Origin of the sequence: Silvimonas terrae (assembly GCF_014202765.1) — a bacterium.
Taxonomy (GTDB): Bacteria; Pseudomonadota; Gammaproteobacteria; order Burkholderiales; family Chitinibacteraceae; genus Silvimonas; species Silvimonas terrae.
In genome coordinates, this window is the sequence record NZ_JACHHN010000001.1 from 25225 (window position 1) to 41267 (window position 16043).

Genomic DNA, 16043 nt, shown 5'->3' on the forward strand with positions numbered 1-16043 from the left:
TTACTCCCGCGCCAGGCCGTGCCGCAGGATTGCGGTGACGTGGCGGATCAAAACAGTGTTGTCGATATCCTGCATGCCGGGCCGCGTACGCCAGATGCTGGCGGTGGCCAGTGGCATCAGACTCATGGCCAGCACGGTAATGAACAGCAACCGCGGTTCCAGATCCGGGTTGACCGTGCCGTTGCGCTGACCATCGCCAATCAGCGCGGCCAGTTGCTGTACCCGGTCAAACGGCAATCGCTGCATCATGCGTTCGCGCAGCATGCCGCCTTCGCTTAATACTTCGCGCACCCATAGCAAGGGTAGCCAGGGCATGGACTCCACGCCGCGAATGATGCGCTCGGCCATGCCCGCCATGACGGTGGCGATATCGGCGCCTGGCGCGGGTGGGGTCCAGACCAGTTCTACAAACTGGAAAACACGCTCATCCACCACGGCATCCAGCAGCTGGTCGCGGTTCTTGAAGTAGTAATGCACCATGGCGGGGGTCACGTCCGCCGCGCGGGCAACCTGCGCCAGCGTGGTGGCGGCAACGCCTTGATGGGCAAACAGGTTGGTGGCCGCATCCAGCAAAATGGAGCGTGCGTTCTGGTCCATGGCGGCAGGACGACCGCGGGGCTTGGTTTGGCTCATACATTCCAGCTTAATTAATGAATTAATTAATTCAAGATGAAATGTGAGTGAGGAGTGAGGAGTGAGGAGTGAGGAGTGAGGAGTGAGGAGTGAGGAGTGAGGAGTGAGGAGTGAGGAGTGAGGAGTGAGGAGTGAGGAGTGAGGAGGGGGAAGGATGCATACCCCGGACTCGTCATTCCGGCCTTGAGCCGGAATCCAGGTGTAAACAGGTGTGCCGCAGGCACCGAAAACGGGTGGTCAGTGGTTTGCGGGGGATAAGCCCATGTGGCAGGCTTTCCGGATTCCGGCGTGCGCCGGAATGACGAGGGGGATATGTGCAAGGTCATGATGAAAGGACCGCACAATCGAGCAACCGGAGCCCCCTTAGTCGTGCATCTTGCCGGCACGTTGGCCGCGTGTGTACCGCAATGTAAGCCAGGTCATGACCAGCGCCACCACAAGACCAAAGCCGATAATGATGGTGTACATGGGGGGCATGCCACTGGCAGAAAACTGATCCTGCACCAGTTCGGTGGCATGGGTGGACAACGGCGTCGACAGATATCGAACCAGCAGCGCGTGCGCACCGACCATCACCAGGATGCCGATATTCTCATTGAAGTTCTGCACGGCAATAGAGTGCCCCGCACCCATCAACATATGCCCGCGGTGCTGCAGCATGGCGTTCAGCGGTACGACAAACCAGCCGGACAAAGCGCCCACCAGGAACATCAGCACAGCGGCGACCTGAGCGCTATGCACCAGCAACATCCCCATGACGGCCAGACCCATCAAAATACCGGCCGGCAGCACGGCGAACGCCCGGCGCAAGGGTACAAAGCGGCCAGCCAGAATGGCGCCGAAGGCGGTGCCGAATGCCACCACGGCCACCAGACGGGTGGCCTGTTCCATGCTGTAGTTCAACCAGATCACCGCCCAGTTGAGCACCACCAAACGCATGGTGGCCCCCGCGCCCCAGAACAAGGTGGTCACCGCCAGTGATAACTGGCCTTGCGGGTCTTTCCACAAGCGGCGCACGCACCACCAGAACTCACGGATCAGGAATAACGGGTCCAGATGCAAGGGCTTGAGATGCACCTTGAGCTTGGGGATATACAAATTGAGCCAGCCCGCCGCCAGATACAGCGCAATGATGGCGCACATGGCAAATTGCGCGGGAGAGAGCCACTGGCTGAGTACCAGCGTGTCGTAAAAGTCGCTGGCCCGCGTGCCCACCAGAATGCCGCCCAGCACGGTGCCAAAGATGATGGCACCCACCGTGGCGCCTTCCAGCCAGCCATTGGCTTCAACCAGTTGTTCGTGCGGCAGGTATTCGGTGATCAGGCCATATTTGGCGGGAGAGTAAGCCGCGGCGCCAAAGCCGACGATGGCATAGGCGATGATGGGCGGCACGCCGGTCAGCATGCAGGCGCAGCCAATCAGTTTGATGCCGTTGCAGATCATCATGGCGCGGCCTTTGTGCATGGAATCTGCAAAAGAGCCGGCAAACGGCGCCAGGACCACATAAGAAACCGTGAAGCTCCAGAGCAGCATGGACAAATGCCACTCAGGCGCGCTTTGTTCACGTAAAAGGGTCAGGGCTGCAATGAAAAGCGCATTGTCAGCGAGCGCAGAAAGAAATTGTGCACCCAGGATGATGAAAAAACCGCGATTCATGCCCGGAACGAAACCTGTTGTATTTGATGTTGAGCGTGATGATATGCCGCTGCCAGCCTCATCAACCGGCGGCAAAAGATCAGCATGCTGCGCGGTTTTATATCATGTTTAGTTAGTTCGCGCCGACATATTGCCACGACAGGCGGGATACAAAACGGAAACCTTCTGCGCGCCAGGCAATCTGAACCTGACAAACGTAACGGCATCTATCAGTACTCCTGAATATCGCATGATATAGTGTGGTCCATTACGATAAGGGGATTAACCCCTGCTCGAACTAAGGGTCCGGCATACAACCACCACAAGCGACATGGTAGTCAACGGAGTATACGTCGCTCCTCGCGGCCACACTGGCGGGGTGCTTTCAAGGTTTGGGTTGCTGGTCAAAACCTGGGTTCGGTCAATACGCATGGATATTCTGCAATATCTTCTTCCTGTCTTTACTGATTACGGCTACGTGGCCGTTTTCGGTGTCCTGCTGGTCTGCGGTTTCGGCGTGCCGATCCCGGAAGACATCACGCTTGTGGCCGGCGGCATCATCTCCGGGCTCGGGTTTGCAGACGTTCACACCATGTTTGGCGTGGGGATGGCCGGCGTGCTGGTGGGCGATTCCATCATGTTTTTCATTGGTCGGCATTTTGGCACGCGGGCGCTCAAATGGCGCTGGGTGGCCCATGTGCTTACGCCCGAACGCTACGCCGCCGTACAGGACAAATTCCGCCGCTACGGTAACCGCGTCTTGTTTGTAGCGCGCTTCTTGCCGGGCCTGCGTACTCCGATCTACCTCACGGCGGGCATGTCCCGCTGCATTCCGTTCTGGCGTTTTTTACTGGCCGATGGCCTTGCCGCACTCATCAGCGTGCCGGTCTGGGTGTATCTGGGCTACTACGGCGCATTCCAGCGCCAGTGGCTGGAGCACGCCATCAAACAGGGTCAGACGGGCATGTGGTTGGTGTTGGCCGCACTGGCGACTTTGACGCTGATCTGGTACATCAGACACAAGCGCCACCAGAGTCACTGCAAAGCGTTGACGAGCAAGGTGCTGCGCGAAGAATAGGAGCGACTTGCAAAACCCTGCTGGTCACCTCTCACCGTTGTGGGTGAGCGCTTCAGCGGGTTTTGTCAGGCTCTCCTTGCCCAGTGACTAACCATCCGGTTCCCGACATGACTCGCCCTATCAAGGCTATCGTTCACAGCAAGGCAATCACCCACAACTACAACCAGGTCAAACAGACCGCTCCGGCTAGCCGCGCATTTGCCGTGGTCAAAGCCAACGCCTACGGGCATGGTCTTGAACGCGCTGCCAGAGCGCTGGCCCACGCCGATGGCTTTGGCATTCTGGAGATTGAAGGCGCGCTGGCGCTGCGGCGCTGGGGTATGCAACAGCCCGTGCTGCTGCTTGAAGGCGTCTTTAGCCAGTCCGAACTGATAGAGGCCGCACGCCAGAATTTCTCTGTGGCTGTGCACGAGCCTGGACACCTGGCGTGGCTGGAACAAGTCACCCTGCCGCAACCGCTCAACATTTTCCTCAAGCTCAATACCGGCATGAACCGGCTGGGTTTCCCGGCAGAACAAGCCCGCGACCTGGCCGCAAAGCTGGGTAGTCTGTCCAATGTCGCCAGCGTAACCTTGATGGCGCACTTTGCCACCGCCGATGAGCCGGCCAAGGGCATAGAAAAACAGTTCACCCGTTTCCAGCACGCGACAGAAGGGCTGAAACTGCCCATTTCGCTGGCCAATTCCGCAGCCACCTTCGCCTATCCGCAAACCCGCACGGACTGGGTACGGCCTGGCATTGTGCTGTATGGGGCTTCCCCGTTCGATGATCGCAGTGCCAAAGAGCTTGGGCTGCAGGCGGCCATGACCCTGCAATCGCAACTGATTGCCGTACAGCACCTGCAAGCCGGCGATACAGTGGGTTATGGTGCCACTTTTACCGCTGACCGGCCCATGCGTATCGGGGTGGTCGCTTGCGGCTATGCTGACGGGTATCCGCGCCACGCGCCAGCTGGCACGCCCGTCAATGTGGCAGGGCAGCGCACACGCGTGATCGGGCGGGTGTCGATGGATATGCTGACCATTGATATTACCGATCTGCCGCAGGCGCAGATTGGCAGCCCGGTTGAACTGTGGGGTAGTGAGGTGCCGATTGACGAGGTGGCGCGCGCCGCGGGGACCATTGGCTATGAGCTGATGTGTGCTGTTGCACCGCGTGTGCCGGTTCATGAGGGTTGACCAGGGCTAGCCGGTATTGCCCTTTTTTGTGGCAAATGGCAGCCAGACGCTGCCAACAGGCTCGAAAAGCGCCGCTTTCTTATATAGAATGCTTCGCTTGATCACCCGCCGCTGGCCGCAATGCCGGCGGTTTTAATTCCGGATTTTTCCGTTTCTCAACCAGCAGGTTGCATATGGCATTGATTGTCCAGAAATACGGCGGCACCTCCGTGGGCACGCCGGAGCGTATCAAGAATGTGGCCAAACGCGTCGCCCGGTTCAAGGCGCAAGGCCATGATCTGGTGATTGTTTTGTCCGCAATGAGCGGTGAAACCAACCGCCTGATCGCGCTCGCCAAAGAAATGCAGGTCAATCCTGATCCGCGTGAACTGGACGTGATTATCTCTACCGGTGAGCAGGTCACCATTGGCCTCCTGGCCATGGCCCTCAAGGACGCCGGCATTGATGCGCGCTCGTACACTGGCGGTCAGGTCAAAATCCTGACCGATAGCGCCTTTACCAAAGCCCGCATCCAGTCGATCGACGACGAAAACATGCGTGCCGACCTGAATGCTGGCCGCGTTGTGATCGTGGCGGGTTTCCAGGGCGTGGACGCCGAAGGCAATATCACCACGCTGGGTCGTGGTGGTTCCGATACCACCGGCGTGGCGCTGGCCGCAGCCTTGCATGCCGATGAATGCCAGATTTATACCGATGTCGATGGCGTATATACCACCGACCCGCGGGTTGTACCTGAAGCACGCAAACTCAAGACCATCACCTTTGAAGAAATGCTGGAAATGGCCAGCCTGGGCTCCAAGGTGCTGCAGATTCGCTCGGTTGAGTTTGCCGGCAAGTACAACGTGAAATTGCGCGTGCTGTCCTCGTTCCAGGAAGATGGCGAGGGCACGCTGATTACTTTCGAGGAAGACTCCAACATGGAAAAACCCGTCGTTTCCGGTATCGCTTTCAACCGTGACGAAGCCCGTATCAACGTGACTGGTGTGCCGGACAAACCTGGCATCGCCTATCAGATTCTGGGCCCGGTGGCTGACGCCAACATCGATGTGGACATGATCATCCAGAACGTCGGCCAGGAAGGCACGACCGACTTCTCTTTCACCGTACCCAAGAACGATCTGCCGCGCACGATCAAGGTACTGGAAAGCGTGCAGGATCACATTGCCGCCCGCAGCATCTCTGGCGACGACAAGATCTGCAAGATCTCCATCGTCGGCGTGGGCATGCGTAGTCACGTGGGCGTAGCGTCCACCATGTTCCGCACCCTGGCCGAAGAAGGCATCAACATCCAGATGATCTCCACCTCTGAAATCAAGATTTCGGTGATCGTGGATGAAAAGTATCTGGAACTGGCCGTACGCGTGCTGCACAAGGCATTTGGTCTGGATCAGGTTCTCTGATCTGGCGGGTGTCGATAAGAACGGCAGCCTGGCGCTGCCGTTTTTTATTGTTGCAGGGCAGGGTATTAGCGAAAAATGTTGATTTTAAGCCTGCAGTTTTCTTGACGCCCCCAAGGGCGCAGGGTATTATCCCGCTTCCCTTGACGGAGACGTGGATGAGTGGCTGAAATCACTTCCCTGCTAAGGAAGCATACGGGCTTAAACCTGTATCGAGGGTTCGAATCCCTCCGTCTCCGCCAGCGGTACTGCAGTTTTATTTAATGCAGTCTGCCTGGCAGAATGCAATAAAGTGCAGTAAGCAGTAAATGTGTTGTGACAGTGCGCCCGTAGCTCAGTTGGATAGAGTATCTGGCTACGAACCAGAGGGTCGGGCGTTCGAATCGCTCCGGGCGCACCATCTCACACAAGTCCATCGCGAATAGCGAGCCTCGTCCCCATCGTCTAGAGGCCTAGGACACCGCCCTTTCACGGCGATAACCGGGGTTCGAATCCCCGTGGGGACGCCATCTGGCACCACTGAACAAGATCGCACACGCGGTCTTTTTTTGTTTCTGCCGTCTGTTGTGCCTCTCTTTTCTGCGCTTCTTCCTGATTCGCTACGAATTCACAACGAATTCGCGTCGATCCACGCCTTGGCATACTCGTGCGCGTGCTTTACCGCCTCTTCGGAGGTCTGGCATACCTGCAGCGATGGAAATCGCAGGGGCGGCTTGCCAGACCACTCTGCGCTGGTTTCGGTGATCACAAACGGGCAGATAAACCCGGTGACGATCGTGCCAGGCAGGCAGGTAATGATGCGACGTTTGTATATGTATGTCCTTGCAGGCATGCCAGTCTTTCAAACGGATCGGATGGGGCGGGCAAATGCCCGAGATCGCGGCATTTATCCATAAGCCATTGAAAAATGCACTTATTTCCGGCTATTCGTAGGCAAATGGCAGGACAGTAGCAAGCTCATCACCCCCTTTATTTGGGCAAGCTCAATCCTCGCTGCGCATGGCCTCCGCAATCAACCACGCTCTGAACGCCGCAAACCCGGGGTTCTCTGGCGCCGTATGCGAGAAGATCAGGTAGTAGGGCACACGTAGCGAGACTTCGGTAGGCAGCGGCTTGATCAGCCGTCCGGCGGCAATGTCGTATTCCACCAGGATGCGTTGCCCCAGTGCGACACCCTGGCCGTCAATGGCGCATTGCAAAGTCATTTGCGAGTCTGAAAATGCTGGCCCGCGTGTGGCATCAATCCCTGTTAAACCTGTCTCTTCCAGCCACTGTTGCCAGTTGGGTAAATGCGTATGCCGTTGCGGGCTGCGCTCATGCAGCAGGGTGTGTTTTGACAGGTCTGCAGGGGTGTGCAACGTAGCTTGCAAAGCCGGACTACATACCGGGAACACCGTACTTGACGTGAAACGTTCAACAATCAGGTCGGGCGAGTGGACCTGGCGGTAGTCAATGGTGATGTCGTTGTGCAGGTAATCCCGCTCATGGTCGGTGTTGACCTCCACCCGGATATCCGGATGCAGGTTGAGAAAACGATACAGGCGCGGCACCAGCCACTTGGTGCCAAAGGTGGCTGGCACGGCCACCTTGAGGGTGATGGTCTTGTCATCCAGCAACATGTCGGTGGCTTGCTGCAAGGCGCGAAAAGCCTCGCGAACCCGCGGCAGATAAGCTTCTCCGGCGCTGGTGAGGGTGAGCTGGTTGTTGCGCCGTTCAAACAGCGGCACGCCCAGAAATGCCTCCAGTTGTTTCATCTGGTGACTGACCGCGGCGTTGGTGACATGCAATTCGCCCGCTGCTTGCGTAAAGCTCATCAAGCGGGCGGCAACCTCAAACATACGCAATGCATTAAGCGGGGGTAAACGACGTGGCATGATGACTCATCAAATTTTTTTTGATGATAGTCATTAAAAATGTAGTTTGCATAGTCAGGCTACGAAAGATTCAAATAGGTGCAACAAGAACGGACCCTGCACCAGTATGAACATCCTCACTATCGATACCGGTACCACGAACACGCGCGTCACCCTGTGGCGCAATAACGAGGCAGTCTGCCAGGCGGCCCGTCAGGTGGGCGTGCGCGATACTGCGATTACCGGTAGCGCGGTGACCTTGCAGAATGGCGTGCGCGAAACCATCGCCGCCGCACTGGATAAGGCTAACGCCGGACTTGAGGCGGTTGATCTGGTGCTGGCTTCCGGCATGATCACTTCCAACGTGGGCTTGTATGAAATCCCCCACGTGCTGGCTCCGGCGGGCCGGGCGGAACTGGCCGCCGCCATGCGTGAGGCCACCATCCCTGAGGTGTGCGACAAACCCATCTGGTTTGTGCCTGGCGTACGCAACCGTGTCGATAACATTGGCCTGCACAATTGTGAGGCGATGGACATGATGCGCGGTGAAGAGGTCGAAACCATGGCGTTGATTGCTCGCCTTGGTATCGACAAACCCACCGTCATGGTGTTGCCGGGTTCGCACTCCAAGTTTGTGCATGTGGATGATGAAGGCCGCATTACCGGCTGCGTGACCACCCTGGCGGGTGAGTTGCTGCATGTGATCACCCACAACACCATTCTGGCCGGATCGCTCGATAGCGATTTTGCCACCGAAATCGACACCGAAATGCTGTTGGCGGGCGCACGCTCTGCCGGCAAGATTGGCTTGGGGCGTGCCTGTTTTACGGTACGTATTCTCGATCAGTTCACCATTTACGAGCGCAATGCCCGTGCCAACTTCCTGTTGGGCGCGGTGCTGGGCGCTGACCTCTTGACCCTGAAAAACTCCAGCGCCATTGGCATGACCCCCGGCACCCAGTTTGTAGTGACTGGCAAAGCCATGCTGCGCGAAGCGCTGGCGCTGCTGGTCAAGCATGACGATTTTTTCTCCGGCCGCATTCTGGTGACCAGTGAAGAACAGCAAGCCAATCTGGCCGGTTTTGGCGTCATTGAGGTGGCGCGCGCCCGGGGCTTGGTGGGCTGAAGGAAATTCGAACAAGCGGCGACGCAGGGTGGATTCGGAACGAAGTGACAATCCACCATTGCGCAGGTGGATTGTCGCTAACGCTCCGAATCCACCCTACGGTCCTGGGGCAAGAAAAATAGCTGCATGGCTCTGCCAGGTGATGCGGCAATAGCAGGCGTACAACGCTTGCCGACAACGGATCGCCGCACAGCGGCAATCTGATAACCAACCCCGGCAACGGGACTGATGGAGGTTCGACCAAGATGAAGCAGCAACTCAAAAAGATCTGCGGCGCACTGGGTTTGGCAGCAGCGCTGATCGCACCGGCATTGCACGCCGCAGATCAAGTCAAGATCGGTTTTCTGGTGAAACAGGCTGAAGAACCGTGGTTCCAGGATGAATGGAAGTTTGCCGAACAGGCCGCCAAGGAAAAGGGTTTCACCCTCGTAAAAATTGGTGTGCCGAGCGGCGACAAAGTGCTGTCCGCCATTGATAACCTGGGCGCACAACATGCACAGGGTTTCATCATCTGCGCACCGGACGTCAAACTCGGGCCAGCCATTGTCGCCCGTGCCAAGCAATATGACCTCAAGGTCATGAGCGTGGATGACCGCTTTGTCGATGGCTCTGGCAAGCCGCTGGAATCCGTGCCGCACATGGGTATTTCGGCCTACAAGATTGGCGAGCAAGTGGGCACCGCCATGATTGCCGAAATGAAAAAGCGCGGCTGGAACCTCAATGAAGTTGGTGCGATCCGCATCTCTTACGATCAACTGCCGACCGCCAAGGACCGTACTGATGGCGCGATCGCTGCGCTGACTGCTGGCGGCTTCCCCAAGGCCAACATCATCAATGCACCGCAAGCCAAGACCGACACCGAAGCTGCGTTCAACGCTGCCAACGTGGCGATCACCCAGCACCCCAACTACAAGCACTGGCTGGCCTTTGGCCTGAACGATGAAGCCGTGCTGGGCGCTGTGCGTGCCGCAGAAGGTCAGGGCGCCAAGGCCGACAGCATGATCGGTATCGGGATCGGCGGCAGCCAGTCTGCCCTGAACGAATTCAAAAAGGCCGAAAAGACCGGCTTCTTTGGCACCGTGCTGATCAGCCCGAAGCGTCATGGCTATGAAACCAGCCTGAACATGTACAACTGGATCAAGGACGGCAAGGCTCCGCCAGCGCTGACCCTGACCACCGGTATGTTGATGACGCGGGACAACTCGACCGAAGTGCGCAAGGAAATGGGTCTGGAATAAGCACGCCAACTTGTAGCCCGGATGAAGCCGCAGGCGGGAATCCGGGGTGGCAATGCCTGCATGTTCTTGCATACGGCGCAACCCCGGATTCCCGCTCTGCTCCATCCGGGCTACAGGCCAGGTTTGTTTGACGGGTAAAACGCAGATTCGCCAGTGCCTGCTTGAACGCCAACCTGGGCGGCGTCAGGCAGCGCTGGCGATCTCTGCCAAAGCAACGCCTGGCGTGCCAGCCGGGTTGCAACGGATTGTGGTTTGAGGCGGAGAAATCCCTTGTCATATCTTGAATTCAGATCGATCAGCAAGTCCTTCCCCGGCGTGAAAGCGCTGCAGGACATCAGCTTTGCGCTGGAAAAAGGGAAGGTGCACGGCTTGCTGGGCGAAAACGGGGCGGGTAAATCCACGCTCCTGAAAATCCTGGGTGGCGAGTACATCCCGGAAGAAGGCCAGGTGTTTGTGGATGGCAAATTGCAGGCGTTTCACAACAGCCGTGACGCCATTGCCGCAGGCATTGCCATCATCCACCAGGAACTGCAATACGTGCCGGAACTCTCCGTCATGGAGAACCTCTTGCTGGGGCATTTGCCCACGCGCATGGGCTTTGTCGATAAACGCGAAGCCATCCGCTGGACGCGGGAAAACCTGGCGCGCCTGGGGGTCGATATCGACCCGCAAGCCAAGCTGCGTGATCTGTCCATTGGCCAGCGCCAGATGGTGGAAATCTGCAAAGCGGTGCTGCGTGATGCTGCCGTGATTGCGCTGGATGAACCCACCAGTTCGCTTTCCCACCGGGAGACCGAAATCCTGTTCAAGCTGGTCAAAGACCTGCGCTCGCAAGGCAAGGTGCTGATTTATATCTCGCACCGGCTCGATGAGATTTTCGAGTTGTGCGATGGCTGCACCATCTTCCGGGATGGCCGCAAAGTGGCCGAATACAACGTGCTGGCCGAAGTCACACGTGACCAGCTGGTCAGCAAAATGGTGGGCCGCGAAATCAGCGACATCTTTGACTATCGCCCGCGTGAACTGGGCGAACCGTGTTTTGAAGTCAAAGGTATTCAGGGCGCACGCGTGCCACAACCGGCCAGTTTCAGCGTGCGTCGGGGCGAAATCCTGGGTTTCTTCGGTCTGGTCGGCGCCGGCCGTAGCGAGTTGATGCGGCTGATTTACGGCGCAGACAAACGCAACGGTGGCGAAGTGAAGCTGGCTGACGTGCGCGGCAGCATTGACAGCATCCATGCCGCCATTCGCGCCGGCCTTGTGTTCTGTCCGGAAGACCGCAAGGAGCAGGGCATCATCGGTGGCCGTTCGGTGTCGGAAAACATCAATATCAGTTGCCGCCGCCATTACCGGCGCTGGGGCTTTTTTGTGAACGATAAAGCCGAAGCCGCCACGGCCGAAGGCTACATCAAGCTCTTGCGCATCAAAACGCCGCACCGGCATCAGGAAATCCGCTTTCTGTCTGGCGGTAACCAGCAAAAAGCCATTCTGGCGCGCTGGCTGGCCGAGCAGAACCTCAAGGTGTTGATCATTGATGAGCCCACCCGCGGGATCGACGTGGGGGCCAAAAATGAAATCTACCAGGTGCTGTACCAGTTGGCAGAGAAGGGCGTCGCCATTGTGATGGTTTCCAGCGAACTGCCAGAGGTGCTGGGCGTGTCAGACCGCATTGCGGTGATGTGCCAGGGCCGGATTACCGGCGAATTAACCCGCGCAGAAGCCAATGAACAGAAAGTGCTGTCGCTGGCGCTGCCGGTGAGTTCTGCCCCGGCCCCTGCCACGGTTCAGTAAGGGATACACCAACATGTCCAATACCCGTCTCAACGAACAACCCATTCCGGCAACCGGCCCCGCGTTGACGCCGGCTGCCCCGCAACAGGGAAGCAAAACCATGAACCAGCAAAAGCTGCTCAAGTTCGCCAGTGAGTACAGCATCATTCTTATTTTCCTGGCGCTGTTTGTCGTGCTGTCGTTCACCGTCCAGTATTTTTTCAGCTGGCGCAACATGATTGGCCTGGCGCTGTCGGTGTCGCAGATTGGCATGGTGGCCTGCACCATGATGTTCTGTCTGGCCTCGCGTGATTTTGATCTTTCGGTGGGTTCCACCATCGCTTTTGCTGGCGTGTTGTGCGCCATGATCATCAACCGGACTGGCAGCATTACGCTGGGCATTGGCGTCAGCTTGCTGGCGGGCGCGGCCATTGGCCTGTTCAATGGCGCCACCATTGCCAAGTTCCGCATCAACGCGCTGATTACCACCCTGGTGACCATGGGCGCGGTGCGCGGTCTGGCGTTTATTGCTTCAGACGGTCAAGCGGTCGGGATCTCCAACGAAGCGTTCTTCAATATCGGCAACAACGACCTGTTTGGCCTGCCGATTCCGATCTGGTTCTGCATTGCCTGCTTTGTGATCTTTGGCGTCATGCTCAACAAGACCGTGTATGGCCGCAACACCCTGGCCATTGGCGGCAACCCGGATGCCGCGCGCCTGGCCGGCGTGAATGTGGACCGCACCCGTATCTATATCTTTCTGGTGCAAGGCGTGGTTGCCGCACTGGCGGGCGTGATCCTGGCTTCCCGCATTACCTCGGGCCAACCGAATTCCGGTCAGGGCTTTGAGCTGGATGTAATTGCTGCATGCGTACTGGGTGGCGTATCGCTGGCCGGTGGCCGTGCCAGCATCAGCGGTGTGATCGTGGGCGTGCTGATCATGGGCATGGTGCAGAACGCCATGAACCTGCAGAACATTGATGCGTTCTATCAGTATCTGGTCCGCGCTGGCATTTTGTATTTTGCCGTGCTGATCGACCAACTGAAGAACCGCGGTCAGGCCTGAGCCTGAGCGAGACGGCAAGGGGACGCCATCATGAATCAGCTGGCCACGTATCCAAGTCTTGCAGGCAAGAGTGTCTTTGTCAGTGGCGGTACCAGCGGGATCGGTCGCACGCTGGTAGAAGCTTTTGCCCATCAGGGCGCGCGGGTGGCGTTTATTGGCCGTAATGTCGATGCCGGCGCCTCTCTGGTGGCCGGATTGGCTGGCCGCTGCCCGTTTGAACCCTTGTTCATACAGTGCGATGTCACCGATGTCGAAGCCCTCAAGGCCGCAATCGCCCGTGCCCGTAACGCGCATGGCCCGATCACCGTGCTGATCAACAACGCCGCCAACGACCAGCGGCGGCGGGTGGAAGAGGTCACGCCAGAGTTCTGGGACAACGCCATGCACACCAACCTGCGCCACCAGTTTTTTGCGGCGCAGGCGGTGGTGGACGATATGAAACAAGCCGGTGGCGGATCCATCATCAACCTGGGTTCCACCAGCTGGATGATCAAAGCGCCAGACTACCCGGCCTACGCCACCTGCAAAGCGGCCATCCACGGTCTGACGCGCTCTTTGGCGCGGGAACTGGGCCCGCACAACATCCGCGCCAATGTACTGGTGCCTGGCTGGACCATGACAGATAAACAACTGCGCATGTGGGTGGATGACGAAGCCGAGCGCGAGATTGATCGCGCCCAGTGTCTGCCCGGCCGGGTTATGCCGGAGCACGTGGCTTCGCTGGCGCTGTTCATGGGCGCAGACGACAGCGCCATGATCACCGCTCAAAGCTTTGTGATTGATGGTGGCTGGACCTGAGCGAGCCGCATCAGTCATGACCGAGACCATTCATGTCGCCTGTGAAGGCCAGTTCCAGTTGGCCGAAGGCGTGCAATATGACGACGCCACCGGCCATCTCTGGTGGACCAATATCAACGCCCGCGAACTGTGGCGGCTGGACCCTTCCAGCGGTGAAGAGCGCTACTGGATACTGCCGCAACGCATCGGCTGTTTTGCGCTGACCCAGCGTCACGACGTGGTCTTGCTGGCGCTGGAAGGCGGGCTGGCGCAGTTCAACACCACGACTGGTACGCTCAAACGTATGGCCACGGTTGAGCCACACATTCTGGAAACGCGCACCAACGATGGCCGCTGTGACCGTGCCGGTAACCTGGTCTTTGGCACACAGAACGAACGCGGCCGCAATGCTTTGGGCAGTTGGTATCGCTTTGATGTGCACGGCCGATTGCAGAAGCTGGATTTACCGCAGATCGCCATCCCCAACAGCCTGTGTTTCAGCCCGGACGGCAGCACCATGTACTGGTGCGACTCCCGCCTGCATGTGCTGATGCAAAGCAGTTATGACGCCGACACCGGCCACATCAGCAACACCCGTTTGTTTGCCGATCCAGGCAATGCCCGCATCCACCCGGATGGCTCGTGCGTAGATGCCGAAGGCTATTTGTGGAACGCCGAATGGTACGGCCAGCGTGTGGTGCGTTACCGGCCTGATGGCAGCGTGGATCGCGTGATCCCGCTGCCGGTATCCCAACCGAGTTGTGTGGCTTTTGGCGGGCCGGCTTTGAACATTTTGTATATCTCTACCGCGCGGGAAGACCTCGGCGCTGCTGCGATTGCCGCAGAGCCGCTGGCGGGTTCTATCCTGGCGGTGCCGATGGGGGATGTGCGGGGGTTGCCTGAAAACCGCTGGCTGGGTGCGGTGTGATGTTGAGACAGCGTTGTTTAGCGCCCTACGGCGCGGTGGTTTTGATACCGGCGGTGGCCGGAGCACGTTACTTTCTTTGTTTCGCCAAAGAAAGTAACCAAAGAAAGGCGACCCCTGCGACAGTGCCCTGCGGGTTCCCTGTGCTTCTCGTGAGGGCCGGCTGGCTCCAGGGAACTCGGCCTTCGGCCTCAAACACCCTTGCGCCGAAACCCCGCCCCTCACTGCGATGCTCGGCACTGCCGGAGGGGAGGCAGGTCAAAAGCAACTTCAACGTCAAAAGCAACGGCAACATCAGAAACCAAAGCCAAAGCCAAAGCCAAAGCCAAAGCCAAAGCCAAAGCCACTCCAACCCTGCAAACCGTCTGTGCGCAAGGATGGTTGGATGTGCCCACCACTTCGTCATTCCCGCGGAAGCGGGAATCCAGTCCGCAGCCCAACGGGCTGCCTGCGGTGGATTGTCACTCCGTTCCGAATCCACCCTACAAAAACCGCATTCAGACGATTTGGCTGTTGTTATTGGGGTTGTTTTTGACTTTCTTCCCCATAAACCCCCGCGCCGAAGGCGCTAACACCCTGTTTCGTTGGTAGAAAACTGCATGCATAGACTAGACAACAAAGTCGCCATCATCACCGGCGCCGCACAAGGTATCGGCGCCGCCACCGCGCGCCTGTTCGCCCGGGAAGGTGCCAAAGTCGTCATCAATGTGCGTACAGACGATGACCGTGCCGCAGCGTTGGTGCAGGAAATCGGCCCGCAAAACGCCATGGTATTCGCCGCAGACGTGGCCGATCACGCCGGCGTGAACGCCATGATCGACGCCACGATTGCCCGCTTTGGCCGGGTCGATGTACTGGTCAACAACGCTGGCATCAACGTATTCAACGACCCGCTCAAACTCACCGATGAAGAGTGGGAACGCTGCTTTGCCGTCGACCTGAAAGGGGTCTGGCACTGCTGCCAGGCGGTATTGCCACACATGCTGGCAGCGGGGGCCGGCAGTATTGTCAACATTGCTTCCGTTCATGGCCACAAGATCATTCCCGGCGCGTTTCCGTATCCGGTCGCCAAGCATGGGCTGATTGGCCTGACGCGCGCCTTGGGTATTCAGTACGCGGCGCAAGGCGTGCGGGTCAATTCGATTTCCCCCGGCCTGATCATGACCCCCATTGCGCAAACGTATTTCAACAGCCAGCCCGACCCGGTCGCGGCCCGTCAGCGCCAGGCAGATCTATTGCCCTGCAAACGCATTGGCGAGCCAGAAGAGGTCGCCTATACCGCGCTGTTTCTGGCGACGGATGAAGCGCGTTTTATCAATGCCACCGACATCCTGATTGATGGCGGCCGTTCGCAGCTTTACCACGAGTGA

General features: G+C 58.3%; 13 protein-coding genes and 3 tRNA genes. 13 read left to right on the forward strand and 3 right to left on the reverse strand.

The window, feature by feature from the left end; all coding sequences use genetic code 11:
* Positions 1-633, reverse strand: coding sequence for a TetR/AcrR family transcriptional regulator (locus tag HNQ50_RS00105; RefSeq protein ID WP_184096319.1), 633 nt, complete (start codon positions 631-633; stop codon positions 1-3).
* Positions 634-996: 363 nt separating this feature from the next.
* Positions 997-2289 carry a lysophospholipid transporter LplT gene (gene lplT / locus HNQ50_RS00110; protein WP_184096321.1) on the reverse strand — a complete coding sequence of 431 codons (1293 nt, stop codon included), beginning with the start codon at positions 2287-2289 and terminating at the stop codon, positions 997-999.
* Positions 2290-2698: 409 nt separating this feature from the next.
* Between lplT and HNQ50_RS00115 the strand changes: the two genes are divergently transcribed.
* The 6 genes from HNQ50_RS00115 to HNQ50_RS00140 all read left to right on the forward strand — a co-directional run bounded on the left by HNQ50_RS00115 (position 2699) and on the right by HNQ50_RS00140 (position 6430).
* Positions 2699-3346, forward strand: coding sequence for a DedA family protein (locus tag HNQ50_RS00115; RefSeq protein WP_184096323.1), 648 nt, complete (start codon positions 2699-2701; stop codon positions 3344-3346).
* A 107-nt stretch (positions 3347-3453) separates the two neighbouring features.
* Positions 3454-4524, forward strand: a complete 1071-nt coding sequence (alr, locus tag HNQ50_RS00120; protein WP_184096326.1) for an alanine racemase — start codon at positions 3454-3456, stop codon at positions 4522-4524.
* 173 nt (positions 4525-4697) lie between these two features.
* Complete coding sequence (locus tag HNQ50_RS00125) at positions 4698-5924, forward strand: aspartate kinase (protein WP_184096328.1); 1227 nt, start codon at positions 4698-4700, stop codon at positions 5922-5924.
* Positions 5925-6069: 145 nt separating this feature from the next.
* Positions 6070-6163, forward strand: a tRNA-Ser gene (locus HNQ50_RS00130).
* 81 nt (positions 6164-6244) lie between these two features.
* Positions 6245-6321, forward strand: a tRNA-Arg gene (locus tag HNQ50_RS00135).
* A 33-nt stretch (positions 6322-6354) separates the two neighbouring features.
* Positions 6355-6430: transfer RNA gene (locus tag HNQ50_RS00140), tRNA-Glu, on the forward strand.
* Positions 6431-6904: 474 nt separating this feature from the next.
* On the opposite strand, the gene gcvA is transcribed toward HNQ50_RS00140, so the two are convergent.
* On the reverse strand, positions 6905-7795 hold the full coding sequence (gene gcvA / locus HNQ50_RS00145; protein WP_184096330.1) for a transcriptional regulator GcvA: 891 nt from the start codon (positions 7793-7795) through the stop codon (positions 6905-6907).
* A gap of 106 nt (positions 7796-7901) precedes the next feature.
* Here gcvA and HNQ50_RS00150 point away from each other — a divergent pair, with 106 nt between their 5' ends.
* The 7 genes from HNQ50_RS00150 to HNQ50_RS00180 all read left to right on the forward strand — a co-directional run bounded on the left by HNQ50_RS00150 (position 7902) and on the right by HNQ50_RS00180 (position 16043).
* Entirely contained in the window at positions 7902-8900 is a 999-nt protein-coding gene (locus HNQ50_RS00150; RefSeq protein ID WP_184096332.1) for a 2-dehydro-3-deoxygalactonokinase, read from the forward strand.
* 245 nt (positions 8901-9145) lie between these two features.
* Positions 9146-10138 (forward strand): arabinose ABC transporter substrate-binding protein, encoded by a 993-nt coding sequence (locus HNQ50_RS00155; protein WP_184096334.1) that lies wholly within the window; start codon positions 9146-9148, stop codon positions 10136-10138.
* A 270-nt stretch (positions 10139-10408) separates the two neighbouring features.
* Positions 10409-11926: an L-arabinose ABC transporter ATP-binding protein AraG gene (gene araG / locus HNQ50_RS00160; protein WP_246428518.1), complete on the forward strand. Its 1518-nt coding sequence runs from the start codon at positions 10409-10411 to the stop codon at positions 11924-11926.
* 13 nt (positions 11927-11939) lie between these two features.
* Positions 11940-12971: an L-arabinose ABC transporter permease AraH gene (gene araH, locus HNQ50_RS00165; protein WP_221302921.1), complete on the forward strand. Its 1032-nt coding sequence runs from the start codon at positions 11940-11942 to the stop codon at positions 12969-12971.
* Between the two features lie 30 nt (positions 12972-13001).
* The gene (locus tag HNQ50_RS00170; protein WP_184096338.1) at positions 13002-13769 is read left to right on the forward strand and encodes an SDR family NAD(P)-dependent oxidoreductase; all 768 of its coding nucleotides are present in this window, start codon (positions 13002-13004) and stop codon (positions 13767-13769) included.
* Positions 13770-13785: 16 nt separating this feature from the next.
* Entirely contained in the window at positions 13786-14676 is an 891-nt protein-coding gene (locus HNQ50_RS00175) for an SMP-30/gluconolactonase/LRE family protein (protein ID WP_184096340.1), read from the forward strand.
* A gap of 596 nt (positions 14677-15272) precedes the next feature.
* Complete coding sequence (locus HNQ50_RS00180) at positions 15273-16043, forward strand: SDR family oxidoreductase (RefSeq protein ID WP_184096342.1); 771 nt, start codon at positions 15273-15275, stop codon at positions 16041-16043.

What these genes read in the sequence shown, in the direction of transcription:
- HNQ50_RS00155 (WP_184096334.1), top strand. Translation starts at nt 9,146, where the DNA reads ATGAAGCAGCAACTCAAAAAGATCTGCGGCGCACTGGGTTTGGCAGCA.
- gcvA (WP_184096330.1), bottom strand. Translation starts at nt 7,795, where the DNA reads ATGCCACGTCGTTTACCCCCGCTTAATGCATTGCGTATGTTTGAGGTT.
- HNQ50_RS00125 (WP_184096328.1), top strand. Translation starts at nt 4,698, where the DNA reads ATGGCATTGATTGTCCAGAAATACGGCGGCACCTCCGTGGGCACGCCG.
- lplT (WP_184096321.1), bottom strand. Translation starts at nt 2,289, where the DNA reads ATGAATCGCGGTTTTTTCATCATCCTGGGTGCACAATTTCTTTCTGCG.
- HNQ50_RS00170 (WP_184096338.1), top strand. Translation starts at nt 13,002, where the DNA reads ATGAATCAGCTGGCCACGTATCCAAGTCTTGCAGGCAAGAGTGTCTTT.
- HNQ50_RS00105 (WP_184096319.1), bottom strand. Translation starts at nt 633, where the DNA reads ATGAGCCAAACCAAGCCCCGCGGTCGTCCTGCCGCCATGGACCAGAAC.
- HNQ50_RS00175 (WP_184096340.1), top strand. Translation starts at nt 13,786, where the DNA reads ATGACCGAGACCATTCATGTCGCCTGTGAAGGCCAGTTCCAGTTGGCC.
- HNQ50_RS00150 (WP_184096332.1), top strand. Translation starts at nt 7,902, where the DNA reads ATGAACATCCTCACTATCGATACCGGTACCACGAACACGCGCGTCACC.
- HNQ50_RS00180 (WP_184096342.1), top strand. Translation starts at nt 15,273, where the DNA reads ATGCATAGACTAGACAACAAAGTCGCCATCATCACCGGCGCCGCACAA.
- HNQ50_RS00115 (WP_184096323.1), top strand. Translation starts at nt 2,699, where the DNA reads ATGGATATTCTGCAATATCTTCTTCCTGTCTTTACTGATTACGGCTAC.
- araH (WP_221302921.1), top strand. Translation starts at nt 11,940, where the DNA reads ATGTCCAATACCCGTCTCAACGAACAACCCATTCCGGCAACCGGCCCC.
- alr (WP_184096326.1), top strand. Translation starts at nt 3,454, where the DNA reads ATGACTCGCCCTATCAAGGCTATCGTTCACAGCAAGGCAATCACCCAC.